Raw genomic sequence first — 15,383 nt, 5'->3', positions numbered from 1 at the left:
CTCAGCTTATCCAGAACAACAGGTACGCGACCGGCCCAGCCGCGCCGAGCAAGGCCCCGGCCAGCCCGGCCAGCGCAGCGGACATGCGCGTCTCCCGCGCGACACGCTCGGCCCGGATAACCGGGTCGGTGAGCGCCGCTTTCATCCGGCGCAAGACCGCGTCGATATCCGTCTCGATCCTGACAGCGATCCCATCGCGCTCACGCCGCGCGATTGCGAGGGCTGACCGGTCGTAGCTGACCACCGCCTTCTCTAGCGCGGCGGTGGCAACTGCCAGGCTGACCCGGACCGCCTCCTGTGAGGCGAACAAATCCGAGGCGTGCTCGATGAATCGCCGCAAATCGTCGCCCGCCTCTGGGTTACCCTCGGGCCCGCTGTGCGGTTCGTTCGCTGTGGGTTTGCGTATGCGGGCCATTGAGGCCTCCTCTTTCAAAGACGTGGCAGGCCGGGCAGACGCGGCCCGGACCGGCGGGGCCGGAGGGTCGGCGTAAGGTCGTGGGTCAGCATCTGTCGTAGTGCCACCGCCAAAACGTGCCCGGTGCTGAAGGGCGCGCGGCCTGGCCCTTTGGTCCGGCTTTGTGCAAGTTTTGCCAGCGCTCGTTTTTGGGTTTCCGGGTGGCGCCCCAGCCGCCTGCGCAGTCTGGTTAGGGTTGCTCCCCTGTCAACCTCTCCCGCCGCCACACGCTCCCCATCCGGGCCGACGAGCAGAGCGCCCGACCCACGCCCTTTCTGGACAACTTCCAGCCGCCACCCGGCACTTCGAACCCCTTGATGAAGTTCCGCCCAACTTCCGGCATTAAGAAGGGATTGACGCACCTGATCCGGGACGCGGTGCTGTCGCGGGTATCGCGACTTGCGATGTCCCGTCATGCGCTGCCCTGTCGCTGGCGATGGCGCGTGCCGCCCGAGGACCGAGTTCCAGCCTCTCACAGTTTCGATTTCTCGGAGGGCCGCTTCGACCCTTGAGTAACTCCGGCTATCAGAAACGGATTTTCCAGTCGGCCCAACCCTGCAGGCCATGACATGCAAGTGGGGATGATCCGTGTCGTCATGCGCAAGGATCACGGCTTGGTGCCCCTTCAGGCCAAGGGCTCTGAGGACCCGCCGGGCGTCGTGACGCATCTGGTCAGTGCTGACAATTTCGCCCTCCGCGTAACTGATCGACAGATGGAGAACTGGTTTCTGGGTCCGCCTCGACGTCGCCGCCGCGATGGTCATTTCGCTGGCCGCGGCTGCGACGCTGTCGGACGAGAGATTGTCGAGGGCTAGGACCCGCCCCCGTCCGTCCTCAGTCAGATAGCGCGCAAGGCCGCCAAAAGTATCGCCCTTCCTGATCTTCCCGATCATCGCCGCGTCTTCCGCCGCGGTGGGTTTGCTCGCCGACGGCCGGGCGTGCCCGGTGTGACTGACCGGACGAAAAGCGCGGCGAACAGGCCGGTGAGGATCGTTGTTACAGCGGCGATACTCCGGATCGTGGTGGTGTGGCGTTTCATGGTCGATCTCCTGTCAGTTGTTCAGCGATGGCGAGAAGATGCTCTCTCGCGGCTGTCACCTCCCGGATTTCAGCCGGTGAGAGGGTCTGCGAACGGCACGCAACACGGGCAAATTGGTTCAAGAACGCCCCGCACCGATTCAACGCCGCCACGGCCTCGACAGTCACGCCCGACGCCTTCGGTCGTGGTGGTTTCTGGGTCACGAGAAAGGTTCGCGCGAAGCCAGACATCGGCATCGAAACGCTCTCGGCCATGCCTACGACGTGGTCCCATTCGGCGTCACTGAGATAAATCTTCAGTACGTTCTGCCTCATCCGCTGTCCTTCCCGACCTATCCAATTTGGAGCCGCAGGCGACTATCGGAGCCCGCTGGGCGACCCTCGCGCGTAGCGCGGTTTTTGGGCCTAATTTAGGGCCGAAAACATTGCTTGCTGTCTCTTACTTCCTATATGGGGTATCATGATACCTTTTTCAAGTCTCAAGTCCCTCAGGTCCCCTAAAAATATTGGGTCCGGACCCTTTGCCTGGACCCGGTCATCGCTCGGATTCAGAAACAATGCCCGTCTGAAAATCTGGTGGGAAACGGGGATGCCGCTCCGGCTGGGCGTGACAGAAGACGCGGAGTTTTGTGCGGGCGATGGATTGATCTGTGACGCCGCCTTCGTCGACGGGGTAATCTGGCTAAATGAGCGGGTGTTTGCCGGACAAGACTGGGAGGCCCGGGCCGATTGGTTCTTGAGGCATGAGATCCTCCATGCGAAAATCGCGGTGGCGCGCATGGCCACTCGGTCTTGGCTGGGGAAACGGAGGCTGGGTTTACTGGATAAGGCCGCTCGCGATGCACTCAGGCTTGCGCACACGACCCCGTCACTACGAGAGTTGTCCGACTTGTTGATCGTATATCAGGAAAGCGGGCTCGATGAGGCGGAGGAAGGACTGGTCCGGTATATTCAGCTTCTCGACGCGGGCGAGCAGGTGCCCTTGACGCCGGTGCTCATGCAAGCACGGCGAGTCATGAACGGGCCCTGGGGTTGGACACCGTGCAACTTGTTACGGACGGTGCTGTGGCTGCCGGTTTGTGGTTGGACAGTGCGTTCCCGGTAATCCTATACTGGGCCCTCTAGGCTCCAGACTCATTAACTTATAGCCAAACAGGACGGTTGCCGCGAGAGCGATGGCAGATAGGAAGACCTTGGGACAACGGTCGTATCGGGTGGATATCCTACGCCAGTCTTTCAGACGACCGAACATGATTTCGATCCGGTTGCGCCTTTTGTAGCGGCGCTTGTCATATTTGACGGGCTTGTCGCGCGACTTCCGTCCGGGAATACAGGGCTTTATTCCCTTGTCTATCAAGGCCTCGCGGAACCAATTTGCATCATAGCCCCGGTCGCCCAGCAACCAATCCGCCGATGGCAAGCTGCTCACCAAGGCTCTAGCCCCGGTGTAATCGCTCACTTGACCGGCAGTCATGAAGAACCGGATCGGGCGCCCTTTGACGTCGGTGACGGCATGTCGCTTCGTGTTCATCCCGCCTTTCGTCCGCCCTATCAGCCTGCCACGCCCCCCTTTTTTAACCGTAAGCTGGACGCCGTTCGGTGTGCTTTGAGGTACGTTGCATCGATGGATATCGTCTTGTTATCAGGCGTCTCTGCCGCCAGTCCCGTCATCATCCTGGCGAAAACCCCCATGTCGCTCCATCGCTTCCACCGGTTGTACAGGGTCTTTGCTGGCCCGTATTCCTTGGGCGCGTCACACCACCGCAACCCATTGCGATTGATGAATATAATCCCACTGAGCACACGTCTGTCATCCACGCGTGGCACGCCATGGCTCTTCGGAAAATAGGGACGAAGCCGTGCCATTTGCTCTTCGCTCAGCCAATACAGATTGCTCATAAGTCCCCCTCAGTTCGGAGGAACTTGAAACACGCAGACCTGACAGCCTCAAGCCGATTAATGGGTCTGGAGCCTACGGACTGTTTAGCCGGTTGGGTTGCGTCGATCCAAAGCGGAATCGACCGTGTGGACGTGGCCTAGACCCGAAAAAGGACAGGACGCGCACGGTTGCGCGAAACGCCTATCGGCGAATTCATCAATGAACCAATAGCCAGCGGCTACGCCTGGTGAAGCAATCACAGAATAATCCGATGTGTTAAAAGCCTTCAACGACCCGCCACCGGTGAGGGTGGTGAGGGAAGTGAGGCACTTTCTTTAACATTTCCTTAGAAATTTATATGCTATGAAACAATAACTTAGATACTTTCTGAAGATGTATAGGAAGTTGCCTCACTTCCCTCACTCCCTCACCCTTATTCATCGAATTCGGTGTGTGGTGGAGATATGGGCGCAAACATTCCCCCATGTCCCTTCCTCTATGAGAGTGGTCCAGCGGCGCACGCTGGTCGCTCCCGGTGACCGGGAGCGACAGGGCCGGTTCGGCATTGCTTTGCGGGGCCCGGCCCAACATCATCCGGGCCGGGCCCCGCAATCGCGGGCCCCCGCATCTTCTGCTTGATGCATCGTTGACCCATAAGGCCCACCTCGCCGCTACCGGGCCGCGTAGCCTCCGAAGTGGGGCGCGGCTGCTGGGCCGCGCCTTCTACATCGTTCAGGCAGCTTCGGCTGCCTTCGCAGCCTCTTCAGGCCGGACATAGTCCGCCGCCGCCTGCGCCAGCGCTGCGGCCCGGAAAATCGCGCGCTTGTCCGCCTTCAGGACCTTCGCCCAGCTCTCAACATATGCCGCGCTCTGGCTGAAGTCGGGGACGACTTCCAGCTTCACTGACGCCATGCAAGCGCCGATCTCCGCGACCAGCTCCTCGAAAGCATAATCCCTCTTACCCTTGACCTCCCCGGCCTCGTCCAGCCGCGCAAGGCGCGAGTGATGCCCGGTCCAGTGGCAATTATGCCGATGTCGGCATAAGATGCATACTGCCGAGCTTGGGATTATGCCGCGCTGACGTCTGCAACCTTCTACTGCGTTGGTCTTTCCCCAATCTCAATCTGCATAAGACTGTCGTGAGAAACAGCGGTCATTCGTGAATTGCGTAGCGAAGGCTACCGAAGAGCCCAAACTTTTCGATGCTGCACGGTGCACGATTGTCAGCTTCGCCATTTCTCGCTGCGGCGCAGCATGGCGCTTCACATGATCCTGCACCCACCCGTCGGTGCGCTCCGAGAACCAGCAAGGGTGTATTTGCAATAGACAAACCGTTTCACTGTGCCGTACCGCACGCTTGCACCCTATCGCTCAGCGGTGATGCTCGCCATCTTAATGCCCGCGAAGATGAAGGCCGCTCCTGCTGTTCTGTTAATCAGACCGACGCTCCAGGCGCGCAGGCCGCCATTGGCAAGCTTGTTCCCCAGCTTTGCGTAGGCCGAGTAAATCACAAACTGCATCGCAGCCTCCGTCAGCCCCATGATGATCCTCTGCGGCGCAATCGGCGCTGCGGTGTCGAGGAATTGGGGCAGGATAGCTGCAAAGAAGAGAAGCACCTTGGGATTGGCGAACTCCACGACAAATCTTTGCGAGAAGAGAGCTTGCCGGGACCTCAATTTACTTGTCCGCCGGACCGCGAGCCCACCCGACCGGCTGAGCAAGGCGGTAAGGCCGAGATGGATAAGGTAGCGGCCTCCAACCCACTTGATGATTTGGAAGACAAGGTTGGACGCGAGGATGAGAGCGGCCAGCCACGTCGCCGACATAACGAAGTAAATCGCCGTTGCTTCCATCATTCAGAACATTGGGAAAACGGTCCTGCTCCAGCCGTTTATAGCGGATTGCGACGCCACGAGGATCGCGGAAGGACCGGGCGACGCCATGACGACGGCTTGTGTCGTCGCGAAGATCAAGAATGCCTGAAGTTCCATTGCATCGTCCTCTTGCTAGATGTGAGACGTCAGGCAAATCTGACCTTCACGTCATCAACTGACCCAAACGATCATATCGTTGTCTGCCTGCCCCAGTGATCGTCACCCGCAAGGGCGCATCGGCACGGACCAGGACGCCCATGGCCGAATGGTCTGCGCGCTGGCTCGGAGAGACAGGGCGCAGACCATTCGGACAGGGAGGATGGGCCGGGACGTTGCGGGCGAAAGCCGGTCTGCCGGCTGGGGCCTAGAGTATCCGTTGTTCGTCAAGCGTCAGAAGCAGGCTTTCTTAACAACAGCGGCCGTTCGTGCGTGGTGCAGTGAATGACCGGACAGAGCCCTCTTTACCAAATGCTGTGTTGCAGCATATTGCACGAGCAGAAAATCCAGCCTGTTGCGATCGGCCCATAGCCGTCATTCGTGAGCATTCCTGCGCCGCAACGCGGCTTCCCTGAAGCGGCCGTTCCCAGCTTAGCGCAGAAAAACCCATAGACGCATGCCTTCGGTGCAGACTTCCAGTCAGTTTGGCGAAATTAGAATTGCATGCTAACGATTTCGTGTGAGGTTTGGGGAACAGAAATTTGCTGAGAAGTTCAATCGCTCCCGCTCTTATTGCTGGGCTTGTCGGGCTTTCCACTCCCCTGAGAGCTGCTGACATATCAGTGTTGCCGCTTGGAAATGGTGCGGTTTTCGCTGTTCTAGCAGGTGAAATCGCCGCAGGGGACGCTGCCGATTTTGTGAGCGCAACGCACAACTACAGCCGTGTTATACTAGTCCTAGACAGTCCGGGGGGCAACCTTCTGGAGGGGCTAGAGATTGGCCGCGCGGTTCATGCAAACGCAGTATCAACCGGAGTTGGTCCAGGGATGGTTTGCGCTTCTGCGTGCGCTTTGATCTGGGCGGCTGGAGATTTCAAGGCAATGGCGCCCAGTGCTCTGGTTGGGTTCCATGCAGCCTGGGAAGAGAGGAGCGGGCATGCAAGTACGAGTGCTGTCGGCAATGCGCTTGTTGGAGCGTATCTTCAGACCATCGGGTTTAGTCAGGCGGGAATAGTATACGCAACTAGCGCTGATCCTGACGGAATGAACTGGATGACGATCTCTGATGCGCGGGATGCCGGTCTTGATGTGCAACTCTTGGCAGCGGATGGGACAACGATAGCGAACAGTGCAGCCAAAGATGATGCAAACGCCCAGATATCTTTGCAGCTACCGACAGGCTACCGCTGGGTCGTCCTGGCAAGTTCTAAGGAACTGTCGGGCTTGAGCCCAGGTGCCGCGGGCGACATTCCAGTAGACGTCATCAAGAAGGTCCACACTCAGTCTGGCTACGTCGCCATGATTGCTGGACCTTATAGCTTGGAGAGCGCAGAACAGATCCTTCGCGAAGCACACGGTATTGCAGCTGACGCCTACCTCAGTTCCGGAAGCGGCTTCGTTCGGATTGCTCGATGAACATGAGAGCTCTTGAGTGTAGCGTGCATTTCCATTTTCTTGGAGGCAGACTGAAGGCGTGTCCACTGGGGTACCCTTGGCTTGATGTAGTCTGACATGGACGGCCCGGAGCCGACCTTGGCTGGGTCCGGCTTCGCCGCGACGCAGCTTCACCGAACCGGCCATTCGTCCATCTCGCAGAATATTTAATGACTGGGTGACCTTAGAGCAGACAAACCTGCTCTTGATCCATCATAAGACTTCAGTACGTTGTTCCGATCTTTCACGTGCCAGCCTTTAAGCGCCAGCGTCACTTCTTAACATCGGAGGGTGAAATGCTTATCGAAAAGCTGCGAAAGCTGAAAGGCCCGGTCTTGATAGGCGCCACGCAAGCCACTGTAATTATTGCCGTGCCGTTACTTCTTCCGGTACCGGAACGATACTCGGGGAGTGGCGAGACCAGTCGTGCCTTCAGTTGGCTGGGGGTGGGCCTAGTCTGGATATGTACATCCTTGGTAATAGGGGCGCTGTACTATTTAAAAGACACCCGAAACCGCTTGTAGCTTGGGCTCGTTCCGGACCTTCGCTGAACGGCAGGGCCAAGAGCCTTGTTGACCCTAGCGCGGCGTCGCTCCCGGCCGATGCTGTTGAAAAACTCTATGGCGACTTCGACTTGGTTTTCGCTCTTCGTGCATTTTCACTGAGATCTCGCCACTTTGAACAGCCGCCAGATCGGTTTTCTCAGCTGATCGGCGCCGATGGGACTGTTGTCAGGCAGAGCTTGGCCAGTTTTCGGAGGTTTTGGGCGGTGGCGGCGAGTGTAAACTCGTCTTTCACCCCCAATGGACCTCTCAAACGCAGGCGGGTGAGGCCCAGGATACGTTTCAGATGCGCGAAGAGCATCTCGACTTTCTTGCGCCGTTTCTGGGCGATCTCATTGAAAGCGGAGGCCATGCAGCTGCGGGCAAAATCACGTACCATTTCGTATTTCCCGCGCTGGAGGCTGCGGGTATCGCTGTTGGGGCAGCATTTTTCCTTCAAAGGGCAGGCCTGACAGTCCGCCTTCGTCGCGCGATACTTGCGCGGTTTCATCTCGGTCGAGATACGCTCCGGATCGGAGTAATTCCTCCGGGTATGCCGCAGATCCTTCCCCTCCGGACAGATATAGCGGTCATTCTCGTCATCCCAGGTGAAGTCGGAGCGCGACAAAGTCCCGTCCGTGCGTTCGCCTTTATCAATGACCGGGATGAAGGGCAGGATCTGCCGTTTCAGGGCGAGCTCGACCAAGCTCTCCTCGGACCCATAAGCTGTGTCGGCAACAAGCCAATCGGGGCGCAAGTCGAAACGCGTCGCCGTGCGGTCCAGCATCGTGAGGGTGGAGCCCACCTCGGCCTGCCTGACCGATCGGGTCGCCTCTACGTCCATGATGATCCCATGTTCGGTGTCGATCAGGTAATTATCTGAATAAGCAAAGAAAGCGGGACCCTTGCGCGCGGCTGTCCACTGGCTGGCAGGATCGGCATGGGCCGTGAACTTGGGCTTTACGGGCGTGGCCGCGCCGAAGGCTTCTTCGTCGAGCGTATCGAGATATTCGCGCACCGCCCTCGGGGCGTCGTTTGGATCGATGGTGGCCGCATCCCATTTATCCTGACGACTCGAGCTCTGCTTCTGGACATCGGCGCTGATCAGGCTGGCATCAACAGCGAAGCCCTTGCCCCCGACCAGACCACGGCCGATGCACTGGGCCACCACGCGCTCGAAGACGAGGCGAAAGACATCGCTGTCGCGAAACTTGCCATGCCGGAGCTTCGAAAAGCTCGAATGATCCGGCACCTTGTCCTCGAGTCCCAGACGGCAGAACCAGCGGTAGGCCAGGTTGAGATGCACCTCCTGGCACAGGCGACGTTCAGACCGCAGCCCCATGACATAGCCAACGACCAGCATCCGGATCATGAGCTCAGGATCGATCGAGGGCCGACCGGTATGGCTGTAGAAGCTGCGCATCTCGTCGTGCAGAGGGATGTCTTGGACGCGATGGAATACACGTCGGCTCGACGATCGACGATCGCGAGTTTCCCGGCTTCCGCGAGAATGGCTTGAAAGTCCTTCGAGGACAGGTGCCCGTCTAGGGCCATCTGATCTCGCCAACCTTCGATCAGGCGGAACGTGCCGGGCGCGCCGACCTCTTCCGCAACATCCAGGAATATACAGCCGTCCCGTGATCTGGCGGCCTCAGCCATGCGGGTGGCGACGTCTCGAAATTCATCCATGTCGTGAGCTTCGATGCGATAAGTCGCGTAGATGATGATGGTGGGTGCGTCGTTTGGCATAGTAGAACTCCTGTAAATGCAGAATGGCGTCTGGTCTGACGCGTTCGTTCTTGCCATATAGACTGCGGCTGACCTATATGGCAGTACATACCAAAAGGTAAGTGTGGGGTCTTTTTATGGAGCAGTCGGATACACCGTGTGGGCTGGACGTTTCGCTGGAGATCATGGGCGGAAAATGGAAGCCACTGATCCTGTATCATGTTCAGGATGGCCCGACGCGGTTTTCCGAAATTCGGCGGTTGATCGGCGGCATCAGCGAGAAGGTCTTGGCACAGCAGCTTCGTGACCTCGTGGCAATGAGCGTGCTCGAGCGGCGCGACCATCACCGCGTGCCGCCGGTGGTCGACTATTCCCTTACCCCCTTCGGCCAAACACTCGTGGAAGCGCTGATCCCTCTATGCGAATGGGGCAATAGGAACCGTGCGCGGGTGACCGAGATTTCCCAAAGTGTATCCCGGACGAAAATCAAGTAGCGGTCGATTTCACCGCGAAATTGACCGCGGGGGGCCATCAAGACGTGAGAGTTCCGAAGGGCTCACTGCCGCCATTCTCCGCCGCGCAGCATCTCCGGATCAAGCGTGGGCATTGACCGTCACGGACGGCCCTGACCTGCCGTTCGCCAGGATGGCCATCGCCGCAGCGCGACGTCCCAATAGCGGACCTTTATGGCTCTGCGCGGCATCGTCCAAGGCCCTGAGGTCCGCAGTGCGGACAAAGCGGGCATCTGTTCCGACTAATCCAACGTCTTTAAACGCACCTTGATCCCTTTTCGTCGCCGTTTTCCAGCCAGGTCGACGAGTCGCATGAACGTTGGACACTCCATGTGGGACGGAGCCGGGCAGTCGGCCACATGGCGCAGGGTATCGCGCAGCGCGGTCAGCTCTAAAATTTGCCGATCAAGTTCATTTGCACGGTCATGCATGTCCTTCCTGGGCAGATCGGGCTTGCCGTCTCGACCGAACATTGCCGAGATGTCCCCAAGCGAGAAGCCCGCCGCTTTCCCCATCGAGATCAGCGCAAGCTGCAACAGGACATCGGGTTCGAACTGGCGCCTCAGCCCGCGTCGAGCGACCGAAGATATCAGACCAATCTCCTCGTAATACCGCAGCGCCGATGCCGGGACACCGGCCTGTCGCGACACCTCGCCGATATCGAGCAGTCTCATGCTTGACCTCAAGTTGGCTTCAATTCGTAAGGTGCCTTCCTGTAGCGATTCTCGCAAGTGGAGGAAACAGATGAAGACTCTCGAAACATCGGAGCTAAAGGCTGCGCGGCGTGGAGTGATGCTCTGTCTTTCGCTATCCATGGTGCTGGCCTCGCTGGGAACCAGCATCGCCAATATCGCACTCCCGACGCTCGCATTGGCCTTCGACGTGCCGTTTCATTGGGTGCAGTGGGTTGTGATCGCCTATTTGGTGTCGATCACGCTTTTCGTTGTGATCGCCGGGCGCCTCGGGGACGTTTTCGGTCGGCAACGGATGCTCGTGCTCGGTTTGGTTCTGTTCTCGCTGGCATCCGCGCTGTGCGGTCTGGCATCCAGCCTGTGGATGCTGGTTGCTGCACGGGCGCTTCAGGGGATCGGCGCAGCGTTTTTGATGACGCTCACCATCGCACTTGTGCGAGAGACTGTCGGGACCGAGCGTGTCGGACGGACCATGGGATTGCTCGGTACGATGTCGGCGGTGGGCACTGCGCTCGGCCCGTCTCTCGGCGGCGTGCTGATCGATTGGATCGGATGGCCTGCGATCTTCCTTGTACTTGCTCCGGTCGGTCTGCTGGCCGCCGGATTGGTTTTGCGGCTCCTGCCAGCTGTCTCGCCGGTCGGGAAAACGCCGCGATTGAGTTTGTCCGCTCTTGGCAAGAATGGCGTCTTTCCCGGCTTGGCGGTTAATTTACTGGTGGCGAATATTATGATGGCCACATTGGTGCTCGGGCCGTTCTACCTCGCCTTCGCGCTCCACCTGGAAGAGGCGGTTGTCGGTCTGGTGATGTCGGTGGGGCCGGTCCTCTCGATCTGCACCGGCGTCCCGTCGGGTCGATTGGTCGATAGCTGGGGGAGTCGGCGGGTTCTGACGATCGGGCTGGGAACCCTTGCCGCCGGAACACTTTCGCTGTCGGTGCTGCCCGCGACTTTCGGCGTCGTCGGCTACATCGCGGCAATCGCGATCCTGACGCCGGGATACCAGATGTTCCAATCCGCCAATACCATGATGGTGATGGCAGATGTGTCCGCAGACCAGCGTGGCGCGGTGTCGGGCCTGCTTAACCTGTCACGCAACATCGGCCTCATATCCGGAGCGTCCGTCATGGGAGCCATTTTCTCAGCCGGAGTCGGAAGTGCCGCCATTGAGGATGCTCCCTCCGCTGCGGTGACCGATGGCTTGCAGATCACGTTCCTGCTCGGCGGACTGTCGATCTTGGTCGCGTTGCGGTTCCTACGCCGTCTCGAGCCGGATCACGTCTGACGGCAAACAGCTCCCCCAGCGGGGCGTCAAAGCCGCCGTTCACGCGCGCCGCAGCATCGGTCAACGCGGGCTCGAAGCGGTCATACGGCGGCGCAGCAGGAGGCACACGCGTGGTTGCACTAGGTGCGCCGTCGCTCCCGGCCCATTGCCGTCATTCATCCCTGGATCAGAATGCTGCAGCGCGGCCCGTCAAAGCTGCCGTTCGCCGCGCTTGCAAACCCTCGCGGGGGTGCAAGGTCAGCTGAACGGACTTTGCTGACCTGAGATAGCATTATCAATCAGGGTTGTATGGACGTTTAATCGACAAGGTTTCGCGGAGCTTTGCCCAAGTTACTGTCTCGAAACGTTCGGGCCATTCCACACCAATTTGCAGTGCCCTCTTTCGCGCACGAGGCAAATAAGCTTTTGCATAGGCCAGATGAGCCGATATCATCGCTTCGCGACTAGAAACAGCAGGTGGAAGTGACGTAAGAACGGCCTTCTGTTCGTCAGTGATAAGCCGATTAAGATGAAGAACCCCACCGCGATTTGGGGCGTTTGTTTCTTCAATCATCAGCTCGACTAAAAGGTTGCGCAGATGGAACACCCCCAAAACACCATTGATGTATTCTTCACGGCCCGCTGCAAGATGTAACAAGCCAAGTATCCTGATGAATTCCTCAAACTGATGCTTGGCTTTCGGCAGGTTTGGGCCGATATTCTTGGCTGTTTCTGCCAATCCATCATAAATATCATCGTGGTCAAAAAGAGGTTTTAAGCTGCTCTGTATCTGCGTTCCCATTTGCTCAGGCTTCAAAATCATGACGTCCGTGCGGGTCCAGTCTTCGGTGATAGCGTTGATAAGAACGGGAACAGTCTTCCGATCCCACCAAAGAACGATGTCGCCAGTTCGTTCAACTGCCTCTCGCCAAATTTTTGCAACAGCGTCTGTCGCACCTTCACTGGCAACCAAGACAAAATCAATGTCGCTGTATTCATCAGCCATCCCATTTCCGTAGCTGCCACTCAGGAACAAAGCCCGGATGCCCGGAATGTTGATTGTAGCGTCTTTAATCGCTTCGATAGCCTTCGCATGGTCCATGTGCAGCACCTTTTCCGTAGTATAATTTTTGGGACCATACCATGACGGTGTTCTCGGTCAATTTGGGCTGATACTGTTGAAAAACTCGCCGGTGGGTCTGCGCGGCTGCGTTAGAAGGAACAACGTTCCCTTTTCTGAAGGTGGATGCCGGAGATGAGCCCCTGTTCAGTATCGATAGGAACAAAGTTCCAACTTTAGACTACTGCTGAGAAGTAGCAGGAGTTTTTCAACAGTATCGGCTCCTTGCGGACCTTCGCTGCGCCGCAGGGCCAAGCGCCTGGCTGCCCCTCGCGCGGCGTCGCTCCCGGCCCAATGCGGACATTCGAGAGGTTTGGCCTCGCTGCGGCGCAGCTTCCCCGAACCCGCCCTTCATGACATCGTGCAGCGAAATCGGATGGTCGGAGGTCTGCTGAGCGGGACAAACCGAACCTTCGTTTGTCGTCTGTTCAATGCTGGGAATCTGCGGCAAGTTGAAAACATGCTTAGGGTTCTATTTCACGTCTTCATCTTCGTTTCACTGACCATCATTTCGCAAGTTGGCGGGCTGGCTTGGTTGATGGCCCTGTGTTCCAAGCAGAGAACCGTTGTTTTCGCGGCCACCTACTTCACACTATCACTGACGGCCCTTTGGGTTGCGCCGATGATGGGACGTGAACCAATCCCCTGCACCTCGGGAGAGGTGATTCAGATGCAGTCCAAGCTGTATTGTGCTCTGAACAGGCAATACGTTACTCCAGAGCTTCATGAAGTTTTGATCGACTTTGCCTCCCGAATGGAGCGCCAATACCCAGGAACAGAGACGCGTGTCTTGGATGCCAACTTTCCATATTTTTCTGGCTTTCCTTTGCTTCCACATCTTTCACATGATGATGGGAGAAAAGCCGATCTTGCTTTTTACTATGAGAGCGACGAGGGCTATTTGCCCGGTGTATCTAAAACGCCTGTTGGCTATTTCGCGTTCGAGGACGGGCCAACCGATTGTCCCGATAATACGATCACGTTGCGGTGGAATTTGACCTGGCTACAAGGCCTTTGGCCTGACTACAGACTTGACCCCCTAAGGATGAGAGAGGCCCTGCAGTTGCTTGGCGCAGACGATCGCGTGGGAAAAATCTTTATCGAACCGCATCTGAGAGAAAGGTTCGGCGCTAAAAACCCAAAGGTCAGATTTCAGGGGTGTCGCGCAGCACGCCACGATGATCATATACACGTCCAATTGTAGCATCGCTTACAAGTAACTCTGGGCTCACTGCCGACCTTCGCTGCACTTGCAAACGAAATCAGCGTCAAACCGGAGGGCGAGCGGCGGCACTGCGGACTTTTCTGCCGATCGCTGACAAGCTATTCTACCGCTATAAGCACAGGAGTTATCTGGCCATGACCATTCGACGCATAGTCGCAAACATTGATGTGGCATCGGTCGCTGAAGTTCAAAAATTCTACACTGATCTGTTTGGGCTAGAAGTCATCATGGATCATGGATGGATTGTAACATTGGCATCCGTTCAGATAGCAGCGGTCCAAATAAGTATAGCTACGGAGGGTGGTTCAGGAACACCCGTGCCAGATCTTTCACTTGAGGTAGATGACGTCGACGCGGCATTCTCGCGAGCGAAAATGCTTGGTCACGATATTGTCTATGATCTCACTGACGAACCGTGGGGCGTCCGCCGCTTTTATCTTCGTGATCCTTCGGGGAAGTTGCTGAACATTCTGTCTCACCCCGGCTGAACAGCGGTCACTCTGGGCTTACTGCCGACCTTCGCTGCAGATGCACCCCGAAAAATATTGTGCGGCGGCCCCGAGCGGCCGCTTTGTTCGGCTTCCTTATTCTAGTTTGCGGGCGCAGCGAAGGTCCGTTCTCCGACCTCATGCCCGAGCACTGCTTCATGCTACGCTCGGCACGAAGGTCTCGAAAGAGCTGCCCGCGGCCTGTTGCAGTGTTCGCCGAAGCAGCTTTGGACCGATGGCGCCCCGCTGTGCTGCCGCGAGCAGGGTTCGAACCGATGCGATCAACTAAGTCGCTCCAGGAGGTAATCCGCCCGCGCCTCGACATCGACCTTCGGCAATATGACCGGATCATATCGAAGCCCCTCGAAAGCATCGAACAGCCGATGATATTCGGCGATGCCTTCCACCAGATTCAGCTGTCGTTCGCCGTCAGATCGATAGATTTCTGGCCATGGCGGGGTCAGGAAGACTTGGTGGTGAAAGCGATCCAGCCCCGTGAGGGTTTTCGCGACGGGCACACCCGCCGCGTGCTCCAGTGCCACGGCCGCATCGACAAGCCCACGGTCGAAGAAGACCCAGCCGTTCGCGTCCTCGACGCGCGCCCGGTCAAAGGACGCCATCTCGATGGCGCGGCTGGCGAACAGTTCCAGATCGACCCACGGAAGCGCCCTTCCCTGACCGTGCATCTCCTGCGCGACGATCCTGCGGCCCGGCTCTTCCACAGTCTCGTAGCCCCGCCGTTTCAGTTCGGCCAGGAGCGTCGACTTTCCCCCGCCTGAACATCCCGACAGAATGACATGCCTCTTGGCAATATTGCCCCGCATTGGGTTCTCCTCCGACGTTATCCCAGTCTGCCAGAGCGCAGACAACGGCCGCTTTGCCCCGCCCCGAGAGGCCGCGCCACTGATGGCGCTTCAAGGGGCGTGGATTTACTCCACGACCCGCCGTTACCGTGGTAGATTTCCACTTCCAGCACAAAAT

At 58.1% G+C, this 15,383-nt stretch carries 15 protein-coding genes and 2 pseudogenes; 6 read left to right on the top strand and 11 right to left on the bottom strand.

Features of this window, described 5'->3' with window-relative positions:
* Position 1: 1 nt before the first annotated feature.
* The 3 genes from F3W81_RS18620 to F3W81_RS18610 all read right to left on the bottom strand — a co-directional run bounded on the left by F3W81_RS18620 (position 2) and on the right by F3W81_RS18610 (position 1,807).
* Positions 2-415, bottom strand: a complete 414-nt coding sequence (locus tag F3W81_RS18620; protein ID WP_193080915.1) for a hypothetical protein — start codon at positions 413-415, stop codon at positions 2-4.
* A gap of 14 nt (positions 416-429) precedes the next feature.
* Positions 430-1,347, bottom strand: coding sequence for a relaxase/mobilization nuclease domain-containing protein (locus F3W81_RS21210; protein WP_193080914.1), 918 nt, complete (start codon positions 1,345-1,347; stop codon positions 430-432).
* Between the two features lie 142 nt (positions 1,348-1,489).
* Positions 1,490-1,807, bottom strand: coding sequence for a hypothetical protein (locus tag F3W81_RS18610; RefSeq protein ID WP_193080913.1), 318 nt, complete (start codon positions 1,805-1,807; stop codon positions 1,490-1,492).
* A gap of 274 nt (positions 1,808-2,081) precedes the next feature.
* Between F3W81_RS18610 and F3W81_RS18605 the strand changes: the two genes are divergently transcribed.
* On the top strand, positions 2,082-2,597 hold the full coding sequence (locus tag F3W81_RS18605; RefSeq protein ID WP_193084066.1) for a hypothetical protein: 516 nt from the start codon (positions 2,082-2,084) through the stop codon (positions 2,595-2,597).
* A 45-nt stretch (positions 2,598-2,642) separates the two neighbouring features.
* Here the strand turns inward: F3W81_RS18605 and F3W81_RS18600 are convergent.
* The 3 genes and pseudogenes from F3W81_RS18600 to F3W81_RS18590 all read right to left on the bottom strand — a co-directional run.
* Positions 2,643-3,391, bottom strand: a pseudogene (locus tag F3W81_RS18600) (IS5 family transposase); the annotation flags it as partial.
* A gap of 712 nt (positions 3,392-4,103) precedes the next feature.
* A complete protein-coding gene (locus F3W81_RS18595) occupies positions 4,104-4,358 on the bottom strand; it encodes a zincin-like metallopeptidase domain-containing protein (RefSeq protein ID WP_264298927.1) in 255 nt (84 codons plus the stop codon).
* Between the two features lie 377 nt (positions 4,359-4,735).
* Positions 4,736-5,227, bottom strand: coding sequence for a LysE family translocator (locus F3W81_RS18590; protein WP_193080912.1), 492 nt, complete (start codon positions 5,225-5,227; stop codon positions 4,736-4,738).
* 1,226 nt (positions 5,228-6,453) lie between these two features.
* Between F3W81_RS18590 and F3W81_RS18585 the strand changes: the two genes are divergently transcribed.
* Positions 6,454-6,816, top strand: a complete 363-nt coding sequence (locus F3W81_RS18585; protein WP_193080911.1) for a hypothetical protein — start codon at positions 6,454-6,456, stop codon at positions 6,814-6,816.
* Positions 6,817-7,536: 720 nt separating this feature from the next.
* On the opposite strand, the pseudogene F3W81_RS18580 reads toward F3W81_RS18585, so the two are convergent.
* Both F3W81_RS18580 and F3W81_RS18575 read right to left on the bottom strand, forming a co-directional pair.
* Positions 7,537-8,799 (bottom strand): annotated as a pseudogene (locus tag F3W81_RS18580) (IS1182 family transposase); the annotation flags it as partial.
* On the bottom strand, positions 8,745-9,065 hold the full coding sequence (locus F3W81_RS18575; protein ID WP_264298926.1) for a putative quinol monooxygenase: 321 nt from the start codon (positions 9,063-9,065) through the stop codon (positions 8,745-8,747). The pseudogene F3W81_RS18580 and the gene F3W81_RS18575, both read right to left, overlap by 55 nt.
* Positions 9,066-9,241: 176 nt before the next feature.
* Here F3W81_RS18575 and F3W81_RS18570 point away from each other — a divergent pair, with 176 nt between their 5' ends.
* Positions 9,242-9,598 carry a winged helix-turn-helix transcriptional regulator gene (locus F3W81_RS18570; protein WP_193080908.1) on the top strand — a complete coding sequence of 119 codons (357 nt, stop codon included), beginning with the start codon at positions 9,242-9,244 and terminating at the stop codon, positions 9,596-9,598.
* Positions 9,599-9,858: 260 nt separating this feature from the next.
* On the opposite strand, the gene F3W81_RS18565 is transcribed toward F3W81_RS18570, so the two are convergent.
* Positions 9,859-10,290, bottom strand: a complete 432-nt coding sequence (locus tag F3W81_RS18565) for a helix-turn-helix domain-containing protein (protein ID WP_193080907.1) — start codon at positions 10,288-10,290, stop codon at positions 9,859-9,861.
* A 70-nt stretch (positions 10,291-10,360) separates the two neighbouring features.
* Between F3W81_RS18565 and F3W81_RS18560 the strand changes: the two genes are divergently transcribed.
* A complete protein-coding gene (locus F3W81_RS18560) occupies positions 10,361-11,590 on the top strand; it encodes an MFS transporter (RefSeq protein WP_226941745.1) in 1,230 nt (409 codons plus the stop codon).
* Between the two features lie 274 nt (positions 11,591-11,864).
* Here the strand turns inward: F3W81_RS18560 and F3W81_RS18555 are convergent, their stop codons facing one another.
* On the bottom strand, positions 11,865-12,671 hold the full coding sequence (locus tag F3W81_RS18555) for a nucleotidyltransferase domain-containing protein (RefSeq protein WP_193080906.1): 807 nt from the start codon (positions 12,669-12,671) through the stop codon (positions 11,865-11,867).
* Positions 12,672-13,002: 331 nt separating this feature from the next.
* Between F3W81_RS18555 and F3W81_RS18550 the strand changes: the two genes are divergently transcribed.
* Positions 13,003-13,893, top strand: a complete 891-nt coding sequence (locus tag F3W81_RS18550; RefSeq protein ID WP_226941744.1) for a hypothetical protein — start codon at positions 13,003-13,005, stop codon at positions 13,891-13,893.
* A gap of 155 nt (positions 13,894-14,048) precedes the next feature.
* Positions 14,049-14,402 carry a VOC family protein gene (locus F3W81_RS18545; protein WP_193080905.1) on the top strand — a complete coding sequence of 118 codons (354 nt, stop codon included), beginning with the start codon at positions 14,049-14,051 and terminating at the stop codon, positions 14,400-14,402.
* 281 nt (positions 14,403-14,683) lie between these two features.
* Here the strand turns inward: F3W81_RS18545 and F3W81_RS18540 are convergent, their stop codons facing one another.
* Positions 14,684-15,226: an AAA family ATPase gene (locus F3W81_RS18540; RefSeq protein WP_193080904.1), complete on the bottom strand. Its 543-nt coding sequence runs from the start codon at positions 15,224-15,226 to the stop codon at positions 14,684-14,686.
* Positions 15,227-15,383 lie beyond the last annotated feature (157 nt).

This window comes from Pseudooceanicola spongiae (assembly GCF_014899185.1).
Classification (GTDB): Bacteria; Pseudomonadota; Alphaproteobacteria; order Rhodobacterales; family Rhodobacteraceae; genus Pseudooceanicola; species Pseudooceanicola spongiae.
This window is presented reverse-complemented; position numbering and strand designations above follow the sequence as displayed.

Coding starts and splice junctions, on each gene's coding strand:
- F3W81_RS18620 (WP_193080915.1), bottom strand. CDS start 415: ATGGCCCGCATACGCAAACCCACAGCGAACGAACCGCACAGCGGGCCC.
- F3W81_RS21210 (WP_193080914.1), bottom strand. CDS start 1,347: ATGATCGGGAAGATCAGGAAGGGCGATACTTTTGGCGGCCTTGCGCGC.
- F3W81_RS18610 (WP_193080913.1), bottom strand. CDS start 1,807: ATGAGGCAGAACGTACTGAAGATTTATCTCAGTGACGCCGAATGGGAC.
- F3W81_RS18605 (WP_193084066.1), top strand. CDS start 2,082: ATGCCGCTCCGGCTGGGCGTGACAGAAGACGCGGAGTTTTGTGCGGGC.
- F3W81_RS18590 (WP_193080912.1), bottom strand. CDS start 5,227: ATGATGGAAGCAACGGCGATTTACTTCGTTATGTCGGCGACGTGGCTG.
- F3W81_RS18585 (WP_193080911.1), top strand. CDS start 6,454: ATGACGATCTCTGATGCGCGGGATGCCGGTCTTGATGTGCAACTCTTG.
- F3W81_RS18575 (WP_264298926.1), bottom strand. CDS start 9,065: ATGGATGAATTTCGAGACGTCGCCACCCGCATGGCTGAGGCCGCCAGA.
- F3W81_RS18570 (WP_193080908.1), top strand. CDS start 9,242: ATGGAGCAGTCGGATACACCGTGTGGGCTGGACGTTTCGCTGGAGATC.
- F3W81_RS18565 (WP_193080907.1), bottom strand. CDS start 10,290: ATGAGACTGCTCGATATCGGCGAGGTGTCGCGACAGGCCGGTGTCCCG.
- F3W81_RS18560 (WP_226941745.1), top strand. CDS start 10,361: ATGAAGACTCTCGAAACATCGGAGCTAAAGGCTGCGCGGCGTGGAGTG.
- F3W81_RS18555 (WP_193080906.1), bottom strand. CDS start 12,671: ATGGACCATGCGAAGGCTATCGAAGCGATTAAAGACGCTACAATCAAC.
- F3W81_RS18545 (WP_193080905.1), top strand. CDS start 14,049: ATGACCATTCGACGCATAGTCGCAAACATTGATGTGGCATCGGTCGCT.
- F3W81_RS18540 (WP_193080904.1), bottom strand. CDS start 15,226: ATGCGGGGCAATATTGCCAAGAGGCATGTCATTCTGTCGGGATGTTCA.